Origin of the sequence: Streptomyces macrosporus (assembly GCF_039533145.1) — a bacterium.
GTDB lineage: Bacteria > Actinomycetota > Actinomycetes > Streptomycetales > Streptomycetaceae > Streptomyces > Streptomyces macrosporus.
This window is the reverse complement of sequence record NZ_BAAASZ010000026.1, coordinates 425871-446476: the sequence shown is the minus strand read 5'-3', so window position 1 is coordinate 446476 and position 20606 is coordinate 425871. Positions and strand designations below refer to the sequence as shown.

The window sequence follows — 20606 nt, the reverse complement described above, 5'->3', positions numbered from 1 at the left end:
AGACCGGCGGCGGACACGCCCGTGATCCCACCGTTGTCGTCGATCTTGGTCGCGCTGCTCCACGCACCGGAAGCAGACCGGGTGCGGTCCCACACGTCCCCGTTCACCAACGTCTGCACGTGCAGCGTCCCGTCCGACAGCCCGGCCGAGGAGATCGCCTTGATCCCACCGTTGTCGTCGATCTTGGTCGCGCTGCTCCACGCACCGGAAGCAGACCGGGTCCGGTCCCACACGTCCCCGTTGACCAGCGTCTGCACGTGCAGCGTGCCGTCCGGCAGAGCGGCGGCGGAGATGGCGTCGATGTCGCCGTTGTCGTCGATCTTGGTCGCGCTCGTCCAGGAACCGTCCGCCCTGCGCGTGCGGTCCCACACATCCCCGTTCACCAGCGTCTGCACGTGCAGCGTGCCGTCCGGCAGAGCGGCGGCGGAGACCGCGTTGATGTCGCCGTTGTCGTCGATCTGCACGGCGTGGCTCTGCCACGTCCCGCTCGCCGAACGCGACCGGTCCCACACCGTCCCACTGGGAACACTCGGAGCGTCGTCGACGACCGAGGTGTTCCGAACCGGTACGTAGGGGCCGGAGCCGGAGAAGTACGGGTAGGGAATGCGGCGGTGGTGGACACCGCTGGGGGTGAACTCGTAGCCCCAGTACTCGCTCTGCGCCTCGTCGGCCCACTTCTCGAAGAGCACCACGTGCCCACCGGCGCCGCTGTCGTCGTCGAGCAGGGCGTCTCCGGGCTTGAGTTCGCTCTTGCTGATGGTTTCGGTGACGCCGTAGCCGGCGAAGGTGTCGGTGGTCAGGGAGCGGTCGAGATTCCAGGCCATCGACACATAGCCGGAGCAGTCGGTTCTGTAACCCTGGTAGCTGCCGTTCCAGTCGTAGTCCAGACCGATACCGACCCAACTGTCCGCTCTGGCGATGACGGTGGAGCGGGTTATCGTCGGCGCGATGCTGCTGGCGGTGAGCCGGTCGGCGGACGACAGCGGTGTCACGGGTCCCTGTCCGGAACTCCCGTACTCCTGGACCTTGGCGGGAGAACCGTCCGCCGCGGCGGCGGGAAGGACACCGCCTGCGAGGGCGAGGCTCACGGCGGCCAGGACGACCGCGGTGGTCCTGTGGCGCTTTGAGAAGTGCTTCATCGGGAACTCCCGGGATGCGGGCAGGGCAGAGCCCTGCCGATGGATGGTCGGGAAGACATGTCGTGCGAAGGGCCGCCGTATCGGTCGGCGGCGGGCGTGGCGGGCCTCGGGTCGCGACCACCGCGGCGGAGTGCCGCCCCCGGACGTGGGGTTCCGGCCTCGGTGCCGGGTGCGGACCGGTGTGCCGACTACTGCCAGATCATGTCGGCGTCCGCGGCGGTGGTGGGCAGGATGACGCTCCCGAGGGCGAGAACAGCGGTCACGACGACCTGGGCGAGGCGGTTTCCGAGCATGACGAGGCTTCCTTTCGGACATCGGCGGACCACGGTGCGCAGGGCCGGTCCACGTCCTGCGTTCCGCTGGTGGGAAAGGCCTCCGAAGTGGCCATCCCTCAGCGGCGGGATCAGCTTCGTCGCAGGTCAACGCGGTTGAAAGAGTTTTCGGTTGGCCCAAACGGGCCCTGGCCCGAACCGGTCAGGGTGACGTCTCGGGCGATTGCCGTTCGACGAACGGGGCGACGAACGGCGCTTGGACACCGGCCAACTCCCAGCCTCGGAAGTCGGGGCAACGCGCCAGTGCGCGCCGACAGATCGAGCCGGCTCGGGCCTCGGCCTGGAACAGGTCGTCGGCGATCAGGTAGATGCCCAGAACAGGGCCTCCCGCGGCGTGCCGGTGATCCGACACGTGCTCGATCCGCTCGTGTGCCACAGCACATCCCCGCACCTGGTCCGCCGCATCATGGGGCAACTCGGCACCGACCGGAGGGCGCAGCCGCACATGGATGAGATACACACCGTGGACTCTTCTCAAGAGCACGCCGTCGCCACCAGGCCAACCGACGGCCGGTTCAGGCCATGGCCTCTTCCGTCCTCGCGCCGAGGTTTGTGCCAGGGGAAAATGACGCGGATCCCTCTTCCGCCCGATCCGCTCTGCCATGATCATCGCGACCAGGCGGTACAGGAGTTCAGGGGGGTTACGGATGCTGACGGCACTGGGTCTGGACACGGTGTCCGAGCAGGTCTACCGGGCGATGCTCACGCATCCGCGCGCCGGAGTCGCGGAGTTGGCCGAACGTCTCGGGCTCACCGACGGGGAGGTCCGCCGCTCGTTGGACACGCTCAGCGAACTGTGCCTGGTGCAGCCGTCGTTCGAACGCCGGGGGGAACTGCGGGCGATCTCGCCGGACGTGGGCATGGACATCCTGCTGACCCGCCAGCAAGCAGCCCTGGCCGCGCAGCAGCAGCGCCTGGAAGCCTTCCGGGCCGCGGCCGCGCAGTTGATATCGCAGTACGCCGACCTGCGTCCGGCCGAGCGGCACCCGGGCGTGGAGCAGGTGACCGGGCTGGACCGGATCCGTGACCGGCTGGTCCGCCTCGCCCGGGAGACCACCACCGAGGTGATGACGTTCGCCCCGGACGGAGCGCACACCGAGGAGAGCATCGCCGCCGCACGACCTCTCAACCGGCAACTGCTCGACCGCGGGGTCACCCTGCGGACGGTCTACCTCGACAGCGTCCGCAACAACCCCCCGACCATGGAGTACGTGAACTGGCTGGCCTCCCTGGGAGGACTGGTTCGCACCGTCCCCACGCTGCCCACCCGCATGATCATTTCCGATCGGAGGACCGCCGTCATCCCGGTCAGCACCAGCGACACGGCCGCCGGCGCCGTCGTCCTCACAGGGCAGGGCACGGTGACGGCCCTGTGCGCGCTCTTCGAGAGCATCTGGAACACCGGCCGACCGCTGGGCCGGGAGAAGGCCCGCGACGAGCACGGCCTCACCCCCCAGGAGGCCACCGTCATACGGCTGCTCGCCAAAGGCCACACCGACGAGTCCGTCGCCAAACGGATCGGTGTCTCCGCACGTACCGCGCGTCGCATCGCCAACGGTCTGATGGAACGGCTCGGAGCCCGCAGTCGTTTCGAGGCCGGAGTCCGGTCCGTCCGGCTCGGTTGGCTCCCCCTCCACGAGTGAGGACCACCGCTCCCGCCGATCCGTCGCCCCGCAGGTCCAAGGGGTCTCCGCACCCGCGCGGGACGGGCGCCCTCCGGGACCACCCGGCCTCCGGAGGGGTGTGCCTGCGCGGAGAATCCGTGCAGATATCCGGGATGAACGGTGACGGCTCACCACGCCCGGACCGAACTGCCCCTATTTACCCCGTCGGGCGGCAACACCGCCCTTCCCGGACAGTCCGCCGATCCGGTACGGTCGCCCCGCCGCGAGTCTCCACGCGCGGCGGCGCACCAAGGAGCGGCAATTGCGCGAGTTCACCGTCCCCGCCCTGGCCACGGCTCCCCAGGTGGGAGGACTGGCCGACGCCGTCTTCGACCATGCCGACGAGGACCCGCGCCGGATCGCCCTCTCCCGCAAGGACGCCTCCGGCGTCTGGCGGGACGTGACCGCCTCCGAGTTCCGCGATCAGGTCCTGGCCCTGGCCAAGGGGCTGCTCGCCGAGGGCGTGCGGTTCGGCGACCGGGTCGCCATCATGTCCCGCACCCGCTACGAGTGGACCCTCTTCGACTTCGCCCTGTGGTCCATCGGCGCCCAGCCGGTGCCGATCTACCCGACCTCCTCGGCCGAACAGGTCTACTGGGCGCTCCACGACGCCGAGGTGACGGCCGCCGTCGTGGAGCACGAGGACCACGCGATGACCGTCGGATCGGTCATCGACCGGCTGCCGCGCCTGAAGCGGCTGTGGCAGCTCGACGCCGACGCCGAGGGCGCGCTGTCCGCGGCCGGGGCCCACCTCCACGACGACGTCGTGCACCGGCACCGGCTGGCGCTGACCCCCGACACCCCGGCGACCGTCATCTACACCTCCGGCACCACCGGCCGCCCCAAAGGCTGCGTGCTCACCCACGGCAACTTCATGGCCGAGTGCGACAACATCGTGCGGCGCTACGAGACGGTGTTCACCTCCAAGGCCGGCGAGCAGCCCGCCACCCTGCTCTTCCTGCCCCTCGCCCACGTCTTCGGCCGGATGATCGAGGTCGGCGCGGTCCGAGCCCGCGTCAGGCTCGGCCACCAGCCCAACCTCAACGCCACCGCCCTCCTGCCCGACCTGGCGGCCTTCCGTCCCACCTTCATCCTGGCCGTGCCCTACATCTTCGAGCGGATCTTCCACGCCGCCCGCCGCAAGGCCGAGGCCGAGGGCCGGGAGGGCCCCTTCGACAAGGCCGTGGAGGTCGCCGTCCGCTACGCCGAGGCCAGGGAGCGCAAGGCGTTCGGCACCGGTCGCGGGCCCGGACCCGGCCTGCGGCTCCAGCGCCGGTTCTTCGACAAGGTCGTCTACTCCAAGCTCCGCGCGGCCCTCGGCGGACGCTGCCGCCACGCGATGTCCGGCGGCTCGGCCATGGAGAGGCGCCTGGGGCTGTTCTACGACGGCGCGGGCGTCCGCGTCTTCGAGGGGTACGGGCTGACGGAGTCCACCGCCGCCGCCACCGCCAACCCGCCCGAGCAGCCCCGCTTCGGCACCGTCGGCGTCCCCGTCCCCGGCACCACCGTCCACATCGCCGACGACGGCGAGGTGTGGCTGCGCGGCGGCCAGGTCTTCGCCGGCTACCTCAACGACCCCAAGGCCACCGAGGAGGTCCTGCGCGACGGCTGGCTGGCCACCGGGGACCTCGGCTCCCTGGACGAGGACGGCTATCTGACGATCACCGGCCGGAAGAAGGACATCCTGGTCACCTCCAGTGGCAAGAGCCTGTCCCCCACGCTCCTGGAGGACCGGGTGCGGGCGCACCCCCTGGTGGCCCAGTGCATCGTCGTCGGCAACGACCGGCCCTACGTCGCCGCCCTGGTCACCCTCGACCAGGACGCCGTGCACCACTGGCTGACCATGCGGAACAAGCCCGATCTCGGCCCGGCCGAACTCGTCCGCGACCCCGACCTGGAGGCCGAGATCAGGCGGTCGGTGGTCGCCGCCAACACCCTCGTCTCCCAGGCCGAGTCCATCCGCACCTTCCGGATACTGGGCTCGCAGTTCACCGAGGAGGAGGGGCTGCTCACCCCCTCCCTGAAGCTGCGGCGGAAGGCGATCGAGAAGGCGTACGCGGTCGAGATCGAGGCGCTCTACCAGAGCTGACCCCGAACGGAGCCGGCCTCGAACGGAGCCGGCCTCGAACGGCCGTCCCCCGGGAACGCGAGCGCGGCCATGATCGTTGTGCGGCGGGGTAGACGTGCCGCAACCGACCGAAGGACCGAACACACGTGAGCAACGTTCCGAACATCATCCTCAACAACGGCGTCCGGATGCCGCAGCTCGGTTTCGGCGTGTGGCAGGTTCCGGACGAGGAGGCCACCTCCGCCGTCGCCCACGCCATCGCCTCGGGCTACCGCAGCATCGACACCGCCGCCCTGTACCGCAACGAGAGGGGCACCGGACGGGCCATCGCCGAGTCCGGGGTGCCGCGCGAGGAACTCTTCGTCACCACCAAGGTCTGGAACGACCGGCACGGATACGACTCCACCCTGCGCGCCTTCGACGAGTCCCTGGAGCGGCTCGGCCTGGAGTACGTGGACCTCTACCTCATCCACTGGCCGGCGCCCCGGCAGGACCGTTACGTCGAGACCTGGAAGGCGCTGGAGAAGCTGTACGCCGACGGCCGGGCCAAGGCCATCGGCGTCTCCAACTTCAAGCCCACCCACCTGCGGCGGCTGATGGAGGAGACCGAGATCGTTCCCGCCGTCAACCAGATCGAGCTCCACCCCTGGTTCCAGCAGGCCGAGTCGCGCGCCTTCCACGCCGAACACGGCATCGCCACCGAGGCGTGGTCCCCGCTGGGCCAGGGCAAGGGGCTGCTGGAGGACCCGGCCGTCGAGGAGGTCGCCCGCAAGCACGGTCGCACTCCCGCCCAGGCGGTGCTGCGCTGGCACCTCCAGCTCGGGAACGTGGTGATCCCCAAGTCCGTCACCCCCTCCCGGATCGAGGAGAACATCGACGTCTTCGACTTCGAGCTGGACGAGGACGACATGGCGAAACTGGCCGGACTCGACACCGGCAACCGGCTCGGCGCCGACCCGGACACCCTGGGCTGACCCCTCCCCCGACCGGCGCCTCCCCCGCCGCCCCGACCTTCCGACGGGGCGGCGGGGCCGGGCTCCCCGACGCACGGCGCACGGGGGTGGAGGTCACCTCGCCCCGTGCGCCGGCGCGATCTCCTCGATGCGACGCGCCAGCCGCACGTCCCGCTCGGTCACCTTCCCGCCCACGCTGTGGGTGTTCACCGACACCCCCAGCGTGTTGTAGCCCAGCAGCAGATCGGCGTGGTGGTCCGACTCGTCCTGGATCCGCGCCACATGGATCACCATCGCCGCGGCCTGGAGGTGCCGGGCGAAGGAGTAGGAGCGCTTCAGCAGGTTCCGCTCCCGGTCCCACTCCCAGCCGGGCAGCTCCGCCAGGGCGCTCTCGATCTCTTCCGGGGTCAGCGGCTGCGGTGCCATGGAGGATTCTCGCTTTCGGTAGGCGGCCCTCCAAGCCTAGGGTCGCGGTCATGGGATCTGTGGCAGCCGACGCGAGCACCGGAGTGGGCCCCATGCTGCGGCACTGGCGGCAACGCGCCGGGCTCAGCCAGTTGGAGCTGGCCCTGCGCGCCGACTCCTCGGCGCGGCACATCAGTTTCGTCGAGACCGGACGCGCCCGGCCCAGCGAGGAGATGGTGCTCCGACTGGCCGAGCACCTGTCCGTCCCCGTACGGGAGCGCAACGCGCTGCTGCTGGCCGCCGGGTACGCGCCGCGCTACCCCGAGACCCCCGTGGACGACCCCTCGCTGGCCTCCCTGCGCGACAGCCTGGAGAGGATGCTCACGGCCTACGAGCCGTACCCGGCCCTGGTGGTCGACGGACGGTACGAGGTGCTGGCCGCCAACCGCGGCATCGCCGTCCTCCTGGAGGGGGTCGCCGACCACCTGCTGCGGCCTCCGCCGAACGCGATGCGCATCACCCTCCACCCCGAGGGCCTGGCCCCGCGCATCCGCAACTTCCTCGAATGGCGCGAGCACCTGCTGGAGCAGATGCAGCGGCAGCTCGCGCTGCTGCGTTCGGCGCCGCTGCGCGAGCTGTACGAGGAGGTCGTCGCCTATCCGCCGCCCGAGGGCGGCACCGAGCGGCGGGGCCGTGAGATCCCCTTCGCCCTGCCGATGGTGATCGACCACCGGGGACGGACGCTGTCGTTCTTCTCCACGATCACCACGTTCAACACCCCGATGGACGTGACCGTCTCCGAGCTGGCCATCGAGACCTTCGTCCCGGCCGACCCGGAGACGGCCGCCCTGCTGCCGACGTTCCTGGAGTGACGGGCCCGGCCGGCGGTCAGCGGTCGGGACGGGCGGCGGCGCGCAGCGTCAGGTACTGGCCGACGGCGAGGGCCGCGACCACCGCGGCCTGGAGCGGAATCCACACCGGCCCCGCCGTGGTCGGGGCCGGCAGGCCCAGCACCAGGGCGGCGACACCGGCCAGCGCCCAGAGCAGGTTGCCCTCGACCACCAGGCGCACCCCGAGGGCGGGCGGGGCGGGACGGGACGCGAGGACGCCGACCCCCGCGCCGTACAGCAGCAGGAAGACCCCGAGTCCCGTCAGCAGGCCCGCGTCCACGCCGAGCAGCCGGCCGAGAAGGCCGGGGAGGGCGAGATAGGCCAGGCCGTTGACGGTGGTGACGGCCGCGTCCAGGGCGAGGAGGCGGCGCAGCCACACCAGGGGAGGGCCGGCGGTGCCGGGTCGGGTGGCGCCGAGGGTGCCGAGCGAGGTCGCGGACATGGCGGGACCTTCCGTGCGTCGGGACGGGCGCGCTCTCGGCCGTCGGCCGAGAGCGCCGGTCGGAGGCCGGGCTCCGGCCGGAGTGCGCCGGTCGGAACCCGGTGCCTCCACTCTGTCGCGAGCGGGGTGAGAGGTCGATTACCGCCGGGGTAATGCCCGGGACGCACGGTGCCCGGAAAAGTCGTATGAGCTGCTTGGCACACTTTTCCTGAGACCGATCTCCGCGCCGACGGACCCGGTGGGGGCGGCGAGGCGGCGGGGTCAATGGAGGGGGACGCGGGCCGGGATCGGCGTGGGCAGGACGGGGGCGCTCTCCGCCTCGCGCAGCCAGCGACGGAGGACGTGGTGGATCCGCTCGGCGCCGAACAGCTCGCCGTCCTCGTCCGGGGCGGAGAGCAGCCGCGGGTAGAGCAGGAACGCCCGGCACTGCTCGCCGCCGAGACCGCCGTGGGAGCCGATCTGCTCCTCGAAGGCGTGCACGGCGCCGGTGGCCGGGTCGAGGGCGGAGTTGACCATGATGTCGGCGGCGTGCGGGAAGCGCGCGGTGCGCAGCACCGCCTCGGCCGCGCGCGGCCCGTAGGGGGCCAGGGGGTCGTGGCCGACGATCTCGCCCGTGGCGAGCCGGTGTTCGGCGCCGTTCGCACCCAGCACCACCGGCCCGTGGCGTTCGCTGTGGAGCAGCAGGAACCCGATGCCGGGGTGGTCGGCGAGGGTGCGCAGCAGGGCGGGGTGGCGGCGTTCGATCTCCTCGCGGGTGGCGCGTCCGGGGATGCCGGGGAAGGAGACCAGTCCGAGGTTGCCCGACCCCAGCACCACCGGCCCGGGCCCGGTGACCCGGTGGGGTTCGGCGCCGTGTCCGTCCTCGGGCCGGTGGAGGGCGGCTCGGGCGGCGGCACGGGCCTCGGCGCCGCTGACCGACCGCCTGGCACGCCGGGAGACCGGCAGCCCGCATCCGGCGCGCACCAGGTCCTCCAGGGTGAGCCCGTAGTGCGCGGCGAAGGGCTCGCCGGGGCTCTGCCCGTGGTCGGAGAGGAGCACCAGGCGGTAGGGGCGCGGGGCCCGTTCGGCGACCTTGGCGATCAGGGCGACGGACCGGTCGAGGCGCCGCAGCACCTGGTGGGTGTCGCGGCTGCGGGGGCCGGAGTGGTGGGCCACCTCGTCGTAGGCGACCAGGTCGGCGTAGACGGCGGTCCGTCCGTTGAGGATGTCGCCGAGGACGGCGGCAACCACCACGTCCCTCTCGACGACGGTGGCGAAGGCCCGGATGAAGGGGTAGAGCCCGCCGCGCCCCACCCGGGGCCTCTCCCCGCGCAGCCGGGCCCGGCCGGCCTGGAGGAGTTCGCGGACGACCTCGGCGACGAAGGAGACGGCGGTGCGGGTGGCGTTGGCGGGGTCGGAGAAGTACGCGAAGTAGCCGGCGCGGGAGCGGTTGTGCCGGCCGCGGCGGGCGGAGACGGACAGCACCAGGGCGGCCTGGGCGGCGCCGCCGCTGAAGAGGTTGCCGCGGCTGGCGCCGTCGTGGGCGAGCAGTCCGGGGTGTCCGCTGCGGGCGGCGGCCCGGCGCTGGAGTTCGGCGGCGCTGCTGGGCCGGTTGCTGATCATCACCTCGCCGGTCTCCTTCTCGTACCAGCGGAAGGCGGGCACGTCCTCGTTGGAGCCGTGGAGGATGCCGAGCTGGCTGGCGCCGGTCTGGCTGGACCAGTCGGTGTGCCAGGGGACGAGGCGGTGGGTGTCGCGGCACATGGCGGCGACGGTGGGCATCAGCGGCTCGTCGCCCTCGGGGGCGGTGATCGCCTCGCGCAGCACGTCGTGGCCGAGGCCGTCGAGCTGGAGGAAGACCGTGCCGGGCGTGGCGGGCACCTCCCGGCGCCCGGCGCGACGCCAGCGGCGGTCGGCGAGCCGGGCCAGGCGTCGCCGGTAGGCCCCGTCGTCGCGGACGGCCAGGAAGGTGCTGGCCGCCGAGGAGGCGGCGGACATGACGGCGGCGACCACCACGGCGGTCTGGGGCTCGGCCTCGCCCCTGCCGTCGGGGAGGAGGCTGAGCGCGATCCACAGCAGCGAGCCGTTGAGGAAGAACACCAGCAGGCCCAGCACGAGCGCGGGCACCAGCAGCAGCGCTCTGACCAGCAGGGGCCACACCAGGGCGCCGAGCAGGCCGAAGGCGCCGGCCGCCAGGGCGGCGGTGATCCCGATGTTGGTGGCGGTGTCGCCGTCGGCGGACTGGAGTCGGAAGTCGGGCAGCGCCCCGGCCAGCACGAGCATGGTGAGGGTGCTCACCGCCCATACGACCAGTACGCGCAGCACCGCGCCGCCCGCCCTGCGCCATGCCGCCATCCGCACGCCGCCCCGCCTTTCCGTGTGCCGTGTGTGTCCGTCCGTGGGTCCGTCCGCGTATCCGATTGTGCGTCCGTCTGCGTATCCGACCGTGTATCCGCGTGTGTACCCGGGTGGCCGCCCCTGTGGCCGTCGGTCCGGGTGTGGGTCCGGTACCGGGAACCGCCCCGGTTGTGGCGGCACGTTCCACTTTTCCACAGTGCGTCACCCGCCCGGGGGCGCGCCCCCGGCCGGCCGGGAGGCTCCCGGGGGCGTGGGGCGATGGCCGGGGCGCGGGGCGGGAAGGATGAGAGGATCGGTGCGGGAACGGGGCGAGCGGACGGAAGGAGAGTCCGGGTGCCGGTGGAGATCACTTGGTGGGGCCATGCCACGGCGACCGTGCGGGATTCCGGTGTCACGCTGCTCACCGACCCGCTGTTCGTCCGCCGGTTGGCCCATCTGCGCAGGCGGCGCGGGGACCTGCCGCCGGAGTCGGTGGCGCAGGTGGACGTGGTGCTGGTCTCCCATCTGCACGCCGACCACCTGCACCTGCCCTCCCTGGCCCGGCTGGCGCCCGGTACGCGCGTGGTGGTGCCGCGCGGCGCGCTCGCCTCGGTGGTGGGGCTGCGGCGGCTGGCGGAGCGGCTGCGGATCGAGGAGGTGGGCGTGGGCGACCTGGTGCGGGTCGGCCCGGTCACCGTCCGCGCGGTGTTCGCGCTGCACGACGGGCGGCGGCTGCCGTACGGGCCGCGGCTGGCGCCCGCGCTCGGCTACGTGGTGGAGGGCCGGGCCCGGACGTACTTCGCCGGGGACACGGGGCTGTTCGACTCCATGGCCGAGGAGGTCGGCGAGGTGGACGTGGCGCTGCTGCCCGTCGGCGGCTGGGGACCGCGACTGGGCGAGGGGCACCTGAACGCGCGCCGGGCCGCCGAGGCGCTGGCCCGGCTGAAGGCCCCCCGGGCGGTGCCGGTGCACTACGGCACGTACTGGCCGATCGGCCTGGACGCGGTCCGGCCGCACGAGTTCCACTCCCCGGGGGACGAGTTCGTCCGGCTGGCGGCGCGGGCGGCTCCCGCGGCGGCGGTGCACCGGCTGGAGCACGGCGAGAGCATAAGACTGGGGGACCAGGGGTGATAGAGGCGCTGCTCGCCGCGGTGCGGGAGCTTCCGGCTCAGGTGGTGCCGGGGGCGGCGGGTTATCCATCGCTGTTCCTGTTGGTGGTGTTCGGCTCGCTGGTGCCGGTGGTTCCGACGGGGGCGGTGGTCAGCGGGGCGGCGGTGGTGGCCTTCCACAGCAGTCCCCCGGCCCTTCCGCTGCTGCTGGTGTTCTCCGTCGCGGCGCTGGCGGCGTTCCTGGGCGACCTGGGGCTGTACTGGCTGGGGCAGCGCGGGGAGCGGTCGGGGGTGGGCACGCGCTGGCGGACGTGGCTGCGCGCCCGGGCCGAACCGGACCGGCTGGCGACGGCCCGCCGGAAGCTGGACGAGCACGGTGTGACGGTGCTGGTGCTCTCCCGGCTGGTGCCGGCCGGGCGGATTCCGGTGATGGTCGCCTGCCTCCTGTCGCGGATGCCGATGCGCTCCTTCGCGCGCGGTGACGCGCCGGCCTGTCTGGCGTGGACGGCGACCTACCAGCTGATCGGCGTGCTGGGCGGGTCGCTGTTCCCCGAGCCCTGGGAGGGCGTGGCCGCGGCGGTCGGGCTGACGCTGCTGATCGGCGCGGCGCCCTCGGTGTGGCGGCGGCTGCGTCCCGCCCGGTCCTCCCACTAGCCCGCCGGCCCGCCCGTCCTCCGGCCCGTGCGTCCGTGTCCGTGCGCCCGTGTCCGTGCGCCCGTGTCCCCGTGCCGCGCCCCGGCGGGCGCGGCCGTCAGTCCAGCACCCGCGAGGCCCCGATCGGCAGGTCCCACAGGTCCTCGCGCGGGCGGCCGGCCGCGGCCCAGGCGGCCCGTACCCGGCGCAGCGGTTCCAGCGGGGGTTCGGCCGAGAGGAGGAAGGTGGCCCAGTGCATGGGGGCCATGCGCCGCGCGCCGAGGTCCAGGCAGGCGGCGACGGCCTCCTCGGGGTCGGTGTGGACGGGGCGGAGCATCCAGCGCGGGGCGTAGGCGCCGATCGGCAGCAGGGCGAGGTCGATGCCGGGCAGGCGGCGGCCGATCTCGGCGAACCAGTGGCCGTATCCGGTGTCGCCCGCGAAGTAGACGCGCTGTCCGTGGCGGTCGGTGAGCACCCAGCCGCCCCACAGCGAGCGGCAGGTGTCGGTCAGGGTGCGCCTCGACCAGTGGTGGGCGGGGACGAAGTCGAACCGGACGGCACCGCCGTCCGGCGAGGGCAGTTCGGCCGCCTCCCACCAGTCCAGCTCGGTGACGCGCGTGAAGCGGCGGCGACGGCACCAGACGCCGAGTCCGGCGGGGACGAACAGCGGGGTGTCGCGCGGCAGCCGCCTGAGGGTGGGCAGGTCGAGGTGGTCGTAGTGGTTGTGCGAGATCACCACGGCGTCGACGCGGGGCAGGTCCTCCCAGGGGACGCCGACCGGGGTGACCCGGGCCGGGGTGCCGAGGATCCGACGGGACCAGACGGGGTCGGTCAGGACGGTCAGGCCGCCCACGCGCACCACCCAGCTCGCGTGCCCGGCCCAGGTGACGGCGACGGTGTCGGCGTCGACCCGCGGCAGGGGCCCCGGCTCGACGGGCAGCCGGGCGACCTCGCGGAGCGACTCGGGGTCGGGCCGGGTGGTGCCCTCGCGGGCTATCCGCGCCAGCGAGCGTATGCCGGGCAGCGGGTCGGTGAGCCGGTCGGCGAAGGAGCGCGGCCAGGTGCGCGTCTCGCCGAGCGGCCGGGGCTCGGACGGGGCGAGGGGCGGGGAGCCCGGGGCTTCGCGCAGGACGTGGGCGGGTTTCCTGGTCCGTTGGATCATGCGGGGCTCCCATCGGCGTCCGGGGACTTCACGGGATGTACGGCCACCGGGTCATCCGGCCGTCAGGTCGGTCAGGGCCGACGTCACCGCCGCCAGCGCCGCCGCCACCTCCGGCCGCTCCAGGAGGGCGGCGGCGTCGGACGGGGTGGAGCCGGCCGGGAGGGGCACGGCGTCCCGGAAGACGCCGAGGGCCGCCGGATCGGTTGACAGCCGCACCCGCAGGGCGCTCGGGTCGTCGCCGAACCGGTGGCCGCCGAGGACGTGCGGGCCCAGCCGCCGTACCAGTTCCGCCTCCAGCCGGGGGGCGTCCTCGATGCCGCGGGCGGCCAGGTCGGGGCGGAGCGCCTCGAAGTCCGGGTACAGGTGCCGTCCGACGTGCGGGGGGCGGCAGACGGCGCCGGCGTCGGTCAGGGCGCGGTGGAGCGCGGCGGCGAGCACGCCGTGCGCGCGACCGACGGCGGCGCGGCGCTCGCGCAGCGCCCGGGGCTCGTCGAGGGTCCGGACGGCCGCGGCGGCCCGGGGACCGTCCAGACGGGCGTTCAGGGCGGCCAGGGCGGCGCGCGTCCTCTCCCCCAGCTCCCGGCCGTACCCGTCGGCGGAGAAGCGGGCGACGCCCACGCCGGGGCCGGGGCGCGGGGCGGGGTCCGGGCCGGCGCCGAGGTCGGCGAGCACCACGACCGCGCCCCGGTGCTCGGCGGTGGGGGCGGCCGTGGGGGCGGCCGTGGGGGCGGCCGTGGCGCGCGGGGCCGTGCCGTGGATGCCGTGGACGTCCTCGGGGTGGGTGCCCGCGCCCGGCGCGGGTCCGGCGCGGTGCAGGATCTCGGCGGGGCTGACGATCACCGTGTCGTGGGGGTCGTGGACGGCGTCGCGCCAACTCTCGTCGCCGACGACCAGCAGTCCCTCCTGCGCCGCCGCCTCGCACACCTCGTGGAGCAGTTCGGGCGGCGCGGTGGTGCCGGTGACGTCGTCGGCCACGGACAGCAGCAGCACCCGCGGGTCGTCGCCGTCGGCGCGGGCGCGGCCCACGGTCTCCAGCAGCGCGAAGGGGTCGGGCACCCCGCCGCACTCGGCGGGGACGGGGACGGGGTGGAGGGGGCGGCCGAGCAGCCGGACCTGTTCGGCGTGCCAGGCGGTGCCGGGCCGGGGCACCACCACCCCGCCACCCCTGCCGTCCCCGCCGTCCCCGCCGGTCGCGGCGAGCAGTGCCAGGAGCAGCAGGGGCGCGGTGGGGGCCGCCACGACCTGGTCGGGTTCGGTGGGCAGGCCGCGCCGGTGCCAGTAGCCGCCGGCCGCGGCGGCCACGGCGTCGGGGGTCGAGCCGGGCGCGGGGTCGGAGGTGGTGCCGGACGTGGGGGTGTGGGTGTCGATCGGCTGCATCCGTGCCTCCGCCGTCAGGTGTGCCGCCGGAACCGCTGGAGTTCCTGCTCTATGCCGTGTCCCCGGGTGCGCACCAGAGCCCGCGCCAGGTCGGAGAGCTTGCGATTGGTGTGCTGGGAGATCCTGCGCAGGAGGGCGAACGCCTCCTCCGCGTCGCAGCCGAGCACGTACATCACGATGCCGCAGGCCTGGTCGACGACGGGTCTGCTGCGCAGGGCGCTCTCGAGGTGCTCGACCTCCGCCAGGGCCTCGTGGTAGCGCAGGTCGCGGGCCAGCCCGGTGGCGGCCAGGTCGCCCAGCAGCGCCGCCGAGCCGCGCACGGTCTCCCCCAGAGGGCTGGGGCGGAAGGCGAAGACGGTGACGGCGAGCGTGAGGACGTCGCGGCGGTAGGGCAGGGTGGCGCTGGCGCGCAGGCCCATGTCCAGGGCCTTGGCGCGGTAGTGCGGCCAGCGCTCCTCCAGCAGCAGGTCGTCGACCCCGACGGGCCGGCCGGTGTGGAGGGCGTGGAGGACGGGCCCGTCCCCCGCCTCCCACTCGACGGCCACCAGCGCGGACAGGTCCGGATGGGTGACGGCGGTGGGCGCCTCGGCCCCCGCGCCGCCGGTGTGGGCGGTCGCGGCGGCGCCGCAGCAGCCGGGGGTGCAGCGGACGATCTGTTCGGCCAGCCGGGCGAGGCTCCGGGCGGAGGAGGCGACGTCGAGCACCGGCTCCGGCCGGTCCGGAGCGGTCTCGAAGGGAATCGCTTCGCATCGGTCCGGCATGGTGGCGCTCGGTCCTTTCCCTGGGCTCCGGCTTCACGGCCGTCGGGCGTCCGGTTCCGAGGGTTCGGCTGCCCCGGACGACGGCGGGGAAACGGCCTGGTGGACCGGGCCGTTCCGGATGGCCCCACCGTCTTGGGACCGCCCTCCCACCTCCATCTTCTCGACAAAGAGTGATGAGTCATATTTTTCCGCGTGACCAACGAGACCTCCGGCGGTTCGCGGGTTACGTTGTGCCCATGGCGCAGGCCGAGGAATTCGGAGCCGAGTTGGCGGACTTCCGCCGGCGGGTGGAGGAGCTGCGTTCGGCGCGTGCCCTGCCCGACGCGGACCAGCTCCCCGCCCTGGACGCGGCTCTCTTCGAACTCCAGCACGTGGCCGAGGTGCTGTGGCCGCGGTACGAGGAGCTGGCCGCCGCGGAGCGGCACCAGGGCGGCCGTCAGGAGCACCACGAGCACCAGGTGCTGCGCGCCCTGTTCCAGCGGCTGCCGGTGGCGGTGGCCCTGCTGGACCGGGACGGGGTGGTGCGGCGGTTCAACTCCGCCGCGACCCAGCTGTTCGGGGTGCGCGCCGGGTACGCCACCGGGCGGTCGCTGACCGGCTCGCTGGCCCACGACTCCCGGGCGGTCTTCCGCTCCCAGGTCGCCGCGGTCGCCCGGGGCGAGGGCGACCGCAGCCTCGTCGTCCACCTGCTGCGTCCGTCGGAGCCCGGGGCGCGCGGCGGGGAGCTGCGGGCCACGCTGACCGCGCTGCGTCCCCCGCGCGAGCCGCGCGCGGTCGTGCTCGCGGTCTTCCAGCGGGCCGCGGTCCCCACCTCGACGCCGCTCGCGGCCGGCGCTCCCGTCGTCGAGCGCGCCGAACCCCGCCCCGACCTGGCCGAGGCCACTCGCAACGCGGAGCTGATGGACCTGCTGGACGCGATGACGGCGGCGCTGGTCCTGGCGGACTCCCCCAAGGACGTGCCGCAGCGGGTGGCCGACGTGCTCTACGGGCGGTTCGCCGACTGGGTGGTCGTGGACGTCGTCGTGCCCGGCGGGACCCTGCGCAGGGCCGCCGTCCTCGCCCCGGCCGGGCGGCTGCGGCAGGAGGTCGCCGAGCAGGACCCGGCCTCGTGCCCGCTGGTGGTGGACGCGATACGGCACGGCGGCGAGACCCTGCGGGTGCGGCTGGAGGACCCCGAGGGCCTCGGCCGGGACGCCTCGGGCGCCCCCGTGCTGGTGCGGGCCGAGGCGACCTCCCTGCTGTGCGTGCCGCTGGCCGACGGCGAGGGCGGTCCGGCGCTGGGCGCGTTGACGCTGCTGCGCACCGGGGGGCGCCGCCCCTTCGAGCTGGCGGAGGCCGGCGCCGTGGACCGGATCGCGCGACACGTCGCCCTGGCGCTGCGCGGTCTGTGACGAGCGCGGGAGCCGCCGGCCCGAGCGGGCCGGCGGCTCCCTTCTCCCCTCATCCCCCTACGCGGCCTGGGAGCCGGCGTAGGTCTTCTCCTGCTCCCGCTCCTGATCGGCCTCCACCTCGGCGTGGAGGCGGTTGCAGGTGCGGCTGATCAGGCGGGAGACGTGCATCTGGGAGATGCCGAGCTGCTCGGCGATCCTGCTCTGCGTCATGTCGCAGAAGAACCGCAGGTAGAGGATCTTGCGTTCGCGTTCGGGCAGCTTGCGCAGCCTGGGCTTGAGCGACTCCCGGTAGACGACGAGGTCGAAGCCGGGCTCGGAGCTGCCCAGGGTGTCGACGAGGGCGTAGCCGTCGTCGGCGCCCGGCAGTTCGGCGTCCAGGGAGAGGGTGCTGTAGCTCTCCAGGGCCTCGGAGCCGATCCGCACCTCCTCCTCGGTCAGACCGCTGTGCTCGGCTATCTCCTTGATCCCGGGGGTGCGGCCGTCGAGGGAGTGGCTGAGCTGGCGGGCGGAGGCGCGCACGCGGTTGCGCAGTTCCTGCACCCGGCGCGGTACGTGCAGCCCCCACATGTGGTCGCGGAAGTGCCGTTTGATCTCGCCGACGATGGTCGGCACGGCGAAGCTCTCGAACGCGCTGCCGCGCGCCGGATCGTAACGGGTGACCGCCTTCACCAGGCCGAGGGCGGCCACCTGTTCCAGGTCCTCCAGGGACTCTCCGCGGTTGCGGAAGTGCCGGGCGAGCCGCTCGGCCATGGGCATCCAGGCCCGCACGATCTGTTGCCGCAGTTCGTCGCGTTCCGGGCCGTCAGGGAGCTCGGCGATGCGCTGGAATTCGGCGGTGGTGTCAGGGGCGTCGTCGTGCGGGTGCCGCGCGTGCTTGGCTCGTGCTCGTACGGGGGTCATGTGCGGTCTCTCCCGAACTGTGGACTGGGCTGTGGGGGATACCGCGGGAACGGGCACAGGGGGGGCCGAGGCTCGATCACCCGGGGCGGGGAATTCACGCTGATCACGCCGCTCCCGCGGATGTGCCTGCGGTCCGAAGCACGAGAGTTCGGATGCCCGACCCCCACCCCTTCAAACGATGTTTTTCGCACCGGCACCCGGTTACCCGGTCCCCGCACCATCCGGTATGCGAAAGGCCCCCGAGATGACCGAGTACGGCTACTTCCTGGCCTGTGAGGACCACGGTCCGAAAGCGCTGGTCGAGCAGGCCCGAATGGCCGAACAGGCGGGCTTCACCTCGCTGTGGATCTCCGACCACTACCACCCCTGGAACGACGTCCAGGGCCACAGCCCGTTCGTGTGGTCGGTCATCGGCGCGATCTCCCGGGTCACCTCGCTGCCGGTGCAGACCGCGGTCACCTGCCCGACCGTCCGCGTCCATCCGGCGGTCGTCGCCCAGGCCGCGGCCACCAGCGCCGTGCTGCTGGAGGGTCGCTTCCGGCTGGGCGTGGGCACCGGCGAGGCGCTGAACGAGCACATCCTGGGGGACCCCTGGCCCCGGGCGGCGGTGCGGCTGGAGATGCTGGAGGAGGCCGTCGGGATCATCCGGCGGCTGCTGACCGGCGAGGAGGTCAACCACCGCGGCCGGCACTACACGGTGGAGAACGCCCGACTGTACGACGTCCCCGAGGAGCCGGTCCCCGTCGACGTCTCCGGTTTCGGCCCGGCCGCGATCGAGCTGGCCGGGCGGATCGCGAACGGCTTCATCACCACGATGCCGGACGCCGAGGGACTGGAGCGGTTCCGCCGCGCCGGCGAGGGCGGCTCCGGGCGGCGACCGGCCTTCGCCGGGACCAAGGTCTGCTACGCCCGCGACCGCGACGAGGCCGTCCGCGTCACCCACCGCCGCTGGCCCAACATGTTCCTCCCCGGCGAGCTGGGACAGGTCCTCCCCACCCCCGCCCACTTCGCACAGGCGTCCGAGCTGGTGACCGAGGAGACGGTGGCCTCCTCCGGACTGCCCTGCGGCGACGACCCCGAGGAGCACGCGCGCGCCCTGCGGGCCTTCGCCGACGCCGGATTCGACGTGGTGCACGTCAACCAGATCGGCCCGGACCTGAAGGGGTTCTTCGACTTCTACCGGGACGAGGTCCTGCCGCGACTGAAAGGCTGAGAGGAGCCGCTCGATGAGCCAGAAGGTGTCCGACCACGTACTCTCCCGGCTGCGCGAGTGGGGGGTGGAGTACGTCTTCGGCTACCCCGGCGACGGCATCAACGGGCTGCTCGCCGCCTGGCAGCGCTCCGGGAACCGGCCGCGGTTCGTCCAGTCCCGGCACGAGGAGATGTCCGCCTTCGAGGCCGTGGGGTACGCCAAGTTCGGCGGCCGGGTCGGGGTGTGCGCCGCGACGTCCGGCCCCGGGGCGATCCACCTGCTCAACGGCCTGTACGACGCCAAGCTCGACCACGTGCCGGTGGTGGCGATCGTCGGCCAGACCAACCGCAGCGCCATGGGCGGCTCCTACCAGCAGGAGGTCGACCTCCACAGCCTCTACAAGGACGTGGCCTCGGAGTTCGTCGAGACCGTCACCGTCCCGCAGCAGCTCCCGGGCGTCCTGGACCGGGCGATCCGCACCGCCTACGGCCGGCGCTGCCCCACCGCCGTGATCATCCCGGCGGACGTCCAGGAGCTGGACTACGAACCGCCCGCGCACGCCTTCAAGATGGTGCCCTCCAGCCTCGGCCTCGGCGACTCCTCGGCCGTGCCCTCCGACGAGGCGCTGGAGCGCGCCGCGGAGGTCCTCAACGCCGGCGAGCGGGTCGCCGTCCTGATCGGCCAGGGCGCCGCCGGGGCGCGCGCCGAGGTGGAGCGGGTCGCCGACACGCTCGGCGCCGGGGTGGCCAAGGCCCTGCTGGGCAAGGACGCCCTGCCCGACACCCTGCCGTACGTCACCGGCGCCATCGGGCTGCTGGGCACCCGGCCCAGCTACGAGCTGATGCGCGACTGCGACACCCTGCTGACGATCGGCTCCAGCTTCCCCTACTCCCAGTTCCTGCCGGAGTACGGCCAGGCGCGGGCGGTGCAGATCGACGTCGACCCGCACATGATCGGGATGCGCTACCCGTACGAGGTGAACCTCGTCGGCGACGCCCGCGCCACGCTCCGGAGGCTGCTGCCGATGCTCCGCCGCAAGGAGGACCGCTCCTGGCGGGAGCGGATCGTCTCCTCGGTGGAGCGCTGGTGGGAGGTGATGGAGCGGCAGGCGTCGGTCTCCTCCGATCCGATCAACCCGCAGTACGTGGCGCGCTGCCTGGACCCGCTGCTGCCGGAGAACGCCGTCGTCAGCGCCGACTCGGGCTCGGCGACCAACTGGTACGCCCGCCACGTCCGGATGCGCGGCACCATGCGCGGCTCGCTGTCGGGGACGCTGGCCACCATGGGCTGCGGGGTGCCCTACGCCATCGGCGCGAAGTTCGCCCACCCCGACCGTCCGGCGATCGCGCTGGTGGGCGACGGCGCCATGCAGATGAACGGGCTGACCGAGCTGATCACCGTCGCCAAGTACCGCTCGCTGTGGGAGGACCCGCGGCTGGTGGTGGCGGTGTGGAACAACCGGGACCTCAACCAGGTCACCTGGGAGATGCGCTCGATGACCGGATCGCCGCAGTTCCGGCCCTCGCAGGAGCTGCCCGACGTCTCCTACGCCCGCTTCGCCGAGTCGCTGGGGCTGACCGGCATCCGGGTGGAGCGGCCGGAGGACGTCGAGAGCGGCTGGCGGCGGGCGCTCGGGGCGGACGGCCCGGCGGTCGTGGAGTTCCTGACCGACCCGGCGATGCCGCCGATCCCGCCGCACGCGACCTGGGACCAGATGGAGGCGACGCTGACGGCGATCCTCAAGGGCGACTCCGACCGCCGCTCGATGGTCGCGCAGGGGCTGAAGGCCAAGGCGCAGGAGTTCCTGGCGGGCGGCGCCGGAGGGGACGGATCACGGCGCGGGTGAGGCGACCCCGCGCCGTCCAGGGACGG

General features: G+C 73.4%; 18 protein-coding genes. 9 read left to right on the top strand and 9 right to left on the bottom strand.

Features of this window, described 5'->3' with window-relative positions; translation table 11 throughout:
* On the bottom strand, positions 1–1139 hold a 1139-nt coding region (locus ABD335_RS19045; RefSeq protein WP_344324687.1), incomplete at its 3' end, for an NlpC/P60 family protein.
* A 474-nt stretch (positions 1140–1613) separates the two neighbouring features.
* Positions 1614–1931: a hypothetical protein gene (locus tag ABD335_RS19040; RefSeq protein WP_344324684.1), complete on the bottom strand. Its 318-nt coding sequence runs from the start codon at positions 1929–1931 to the stop codon at positions 1614–1616.
* A 187-nt stretch (positions 1932–2118) separates the two neighbouring features.
* On the opposite strand from ABD335_RS19040, the gene ABD335_RS19035 reads away from it, so the two are divergent.
* From ABD335_RS19035 to ABD335_RS19025, 3 genes are all read left to right on the top strand, one after another.
* Positions 2119–3114, top strand: a complete 996-nt coding sequence (locus ABD335_RS19035; protein WP_344324681.1) for a LuxR C-terminal-related transcriptional regulator — start codon at positions 2119–2121, stop codon at positions 3112–3114.
* A 283-nt stretch (positions 3115–3397) separates the two neighbouring features.
* Positions 3398–5224 carry an AMP-dependent synthetase/ligase gene (locus tag ABD335_RS19030; RefSeq protein ID WP_344324678.1) on the top strand — a complete coding sequence of 609 codons (1827 nt, stop codon included), beginning with the start codon at positions 3398–3400 and terminating at the stop codon, positions 5222–5224.
* Positions 5225–5349: 125 nt separating this feature from the next.
* On the top strand, positions 5350–6177 hold the full coding sequence (locus ABD335_RS19025; RefSeq protein WP_344324675.1) for an aldo/keto reductase: 828 nt from the start codon (positions 5350–5352) through the stop codon (positions 6175–6177).
* Positions 6178–6270: 93 nt separating this feature from the next.
* Here ABD335_RS19025 and ABD335_RS19020 read toward each other — a convergent pair whose 3' ends face one another.
* Entirely contained in the window at positions 6271–6582 is a 312-nt protein-coding gene (locus tag ABD335_RS19020) for a 4a-hydroxytetrahydrobiopterin dehydratase (protein WP_344324672.1), read from the bottom strand.
* A 50-nt stretch (positions 6583–6632) separates the two neighbouring features.
* Between ABD335_RS19020 and ABD335_RS19015 the strand changes: the two genes are divergently transcribed.
* On the top strand, positions 6633–7433 hold the full coding sequence (locus tag ABD335_RS19015) for a helix-turn-helix domain-containing protein (protein WP_344324669.1): 801 nt from the start codon (positions 6633–6635) through the stop codon (positions 7431–7433).
* Between the two features lie 16 nt (positions 7434–7449).
* Here the strand turns inward: ABD335_RS19015 and ABD335_RS19010 are convergent, their stop codons facing one another.
* Together ABD335_RS19010 and ABD335_RS19005 are read right to left on the bottom strand one after the other, a co-directional pair.
* Entirely contained in the window at positions 7450–7893 is a 444-nt protein-coding gene (locus tag ABD335_RS19010) for a hypothetical protein (protein ID WP_344324666.1), read from the bottom strand.
* Positions 7894–8154: 261 nt separating this feature from the next.
* Complete coding sequence (locus ABD335_RS19005; protein WP_344324747.1) at positions 8155–10227, bottom strand: phage holin family protein; 2073 nt, start codon at positions 10225–10227, stop codon at positions 8155–8157.
* Between the two features lie 336 nt (positions 10228–10563).
* Between ABD335_RS19005 and ABD335_RS19000 the strand changes: the two genes are divergently transcribed.
* Both ABD335_RS19000 and ABD335_RS18995 read left to right on the top strand, forming a co-directional pair.
* Complete coding sequence (locus ABD335_RS19000) at positions 10564–11340, top strand: MBL fold metallo-hydrolase (RefSeq protein WP_344324663.1); 777 nt, start codon at positions 10564–10566, stop codon at positions 11338–11340.
* Positions 11337–11972 carry a DedA family protein gene (locus tag ABD335_RS18995; protein ID WP_344324660.1) on the top strand — a complete coding sequence of 212 codons (636 nt, stop codon included), beginning with the start codon at positions 11337–11339 and terminating at the stop codon, positions 11970–11972. Before ABD335_RS19000 ends, ABD335_RS18995 begins: the two co-directional genes overlap by 4 nt.
* A gap of 97 nt (positions 11973–12069) precedes the next feature.
* Here ABD335_RS18995 and ABD335_RS18990 read toward each other — a convergent pair whose 3' ends face one another.
* From ABD335_RS18990 to ABD335_RS18980, 3 genes are read right to left on the bottom strand one after another with little or no spacing between them, the layout of a single operon-like run.
* A complete protein-coding gene (locus tag ABD335_RS18990) occupies positions 12070–13113 on the bottom strand; it encodes an MBL fold metallo-hydrolase (protein ID WP_344324658.1) in 1044 nt (347 codons plus the stop codon).
* A gap of 51 nt (positions 13114–13164) precedes the next feature.
* Complete coding sequence (locus ABD335_RS18985) at positions 13165–14490, bottom strand: aminotransferase class I/II-fold pyridoxal phosphate-dependent enzyme (protein WP_344324656.1); 1326 nt, start codon at positions 14488–14490, stop codon at positions 13165–13167.
* Between the two features lie 14 nt (positions 14491–14504).
* Positions 14505–15251, bottom strand: coding sequence for a GAF and ANTAR domain-containing protein (locus ABD335_RS18980; protein ID WP_344324653.1), 747 nt, complete (start codon positions 15249–15251; stop codon positions 14505–14507).
* A gap of 236 nt (positions 15252–15487) precedes the next feature.
* Here ABD335_RS18980 and ABD335_RS18975 point away from each other — a divergent pair, with 236 nt between their 5' ends.
* Entirely contained in the window at positions 15488–16642 is a 1155-nt protein-coding gene (locus tag ABD335_RS18975) for a PAS domain-containing protein (RefSeq protein WP_344324650.1), read from the top strand.
* 57 nt (positions 16643–16699) lie between these two features.
* Here ABD335_RS18975 and ABD335_RS18970 read toward each other — a convergent pair whose 3' ends face one another.
* Entirely contained in the window at positions 16700–17542 is an 843-nt protein-coding gene (locus ABD335_RS18970; RefSeq protein ID WP_344324647.1) for a SigB/SigF/SigG family RNA polymerase sigma factor, read from the bottom strand.
* A 244-nt stretch (positions 17543–17786) separates the two neighbouring features.
* Between ABD335_RS18970 and ABD335_RS18965 the strand changes: the two genes are divergently transcribed.
* Complete coding sequence (locus ABD335_RS18965) at positions 17787–18755, top strand: LLM class F420-dependent oxidoreductase (RefSeq protein WP_344324744.1); 969 nt, start codon at positions 17787–17789, stop codon at positions 18753–18755.
* A gap of 13 nt (positions 18756–18768) precedes the next feature.
* Complete coding sequence (locus tag ABD335_RS18960) at positions 18769–20580, top strand: thiamine pyrophosphate-requiring protein (protein ID WP_344324644.1); 1812 nt, start codon at positions 18769–18771, stop codon at positions 20578–20580.
* The last annotated feature ends 26 nt before the right edge of the window (positions 20581–20606 follow it).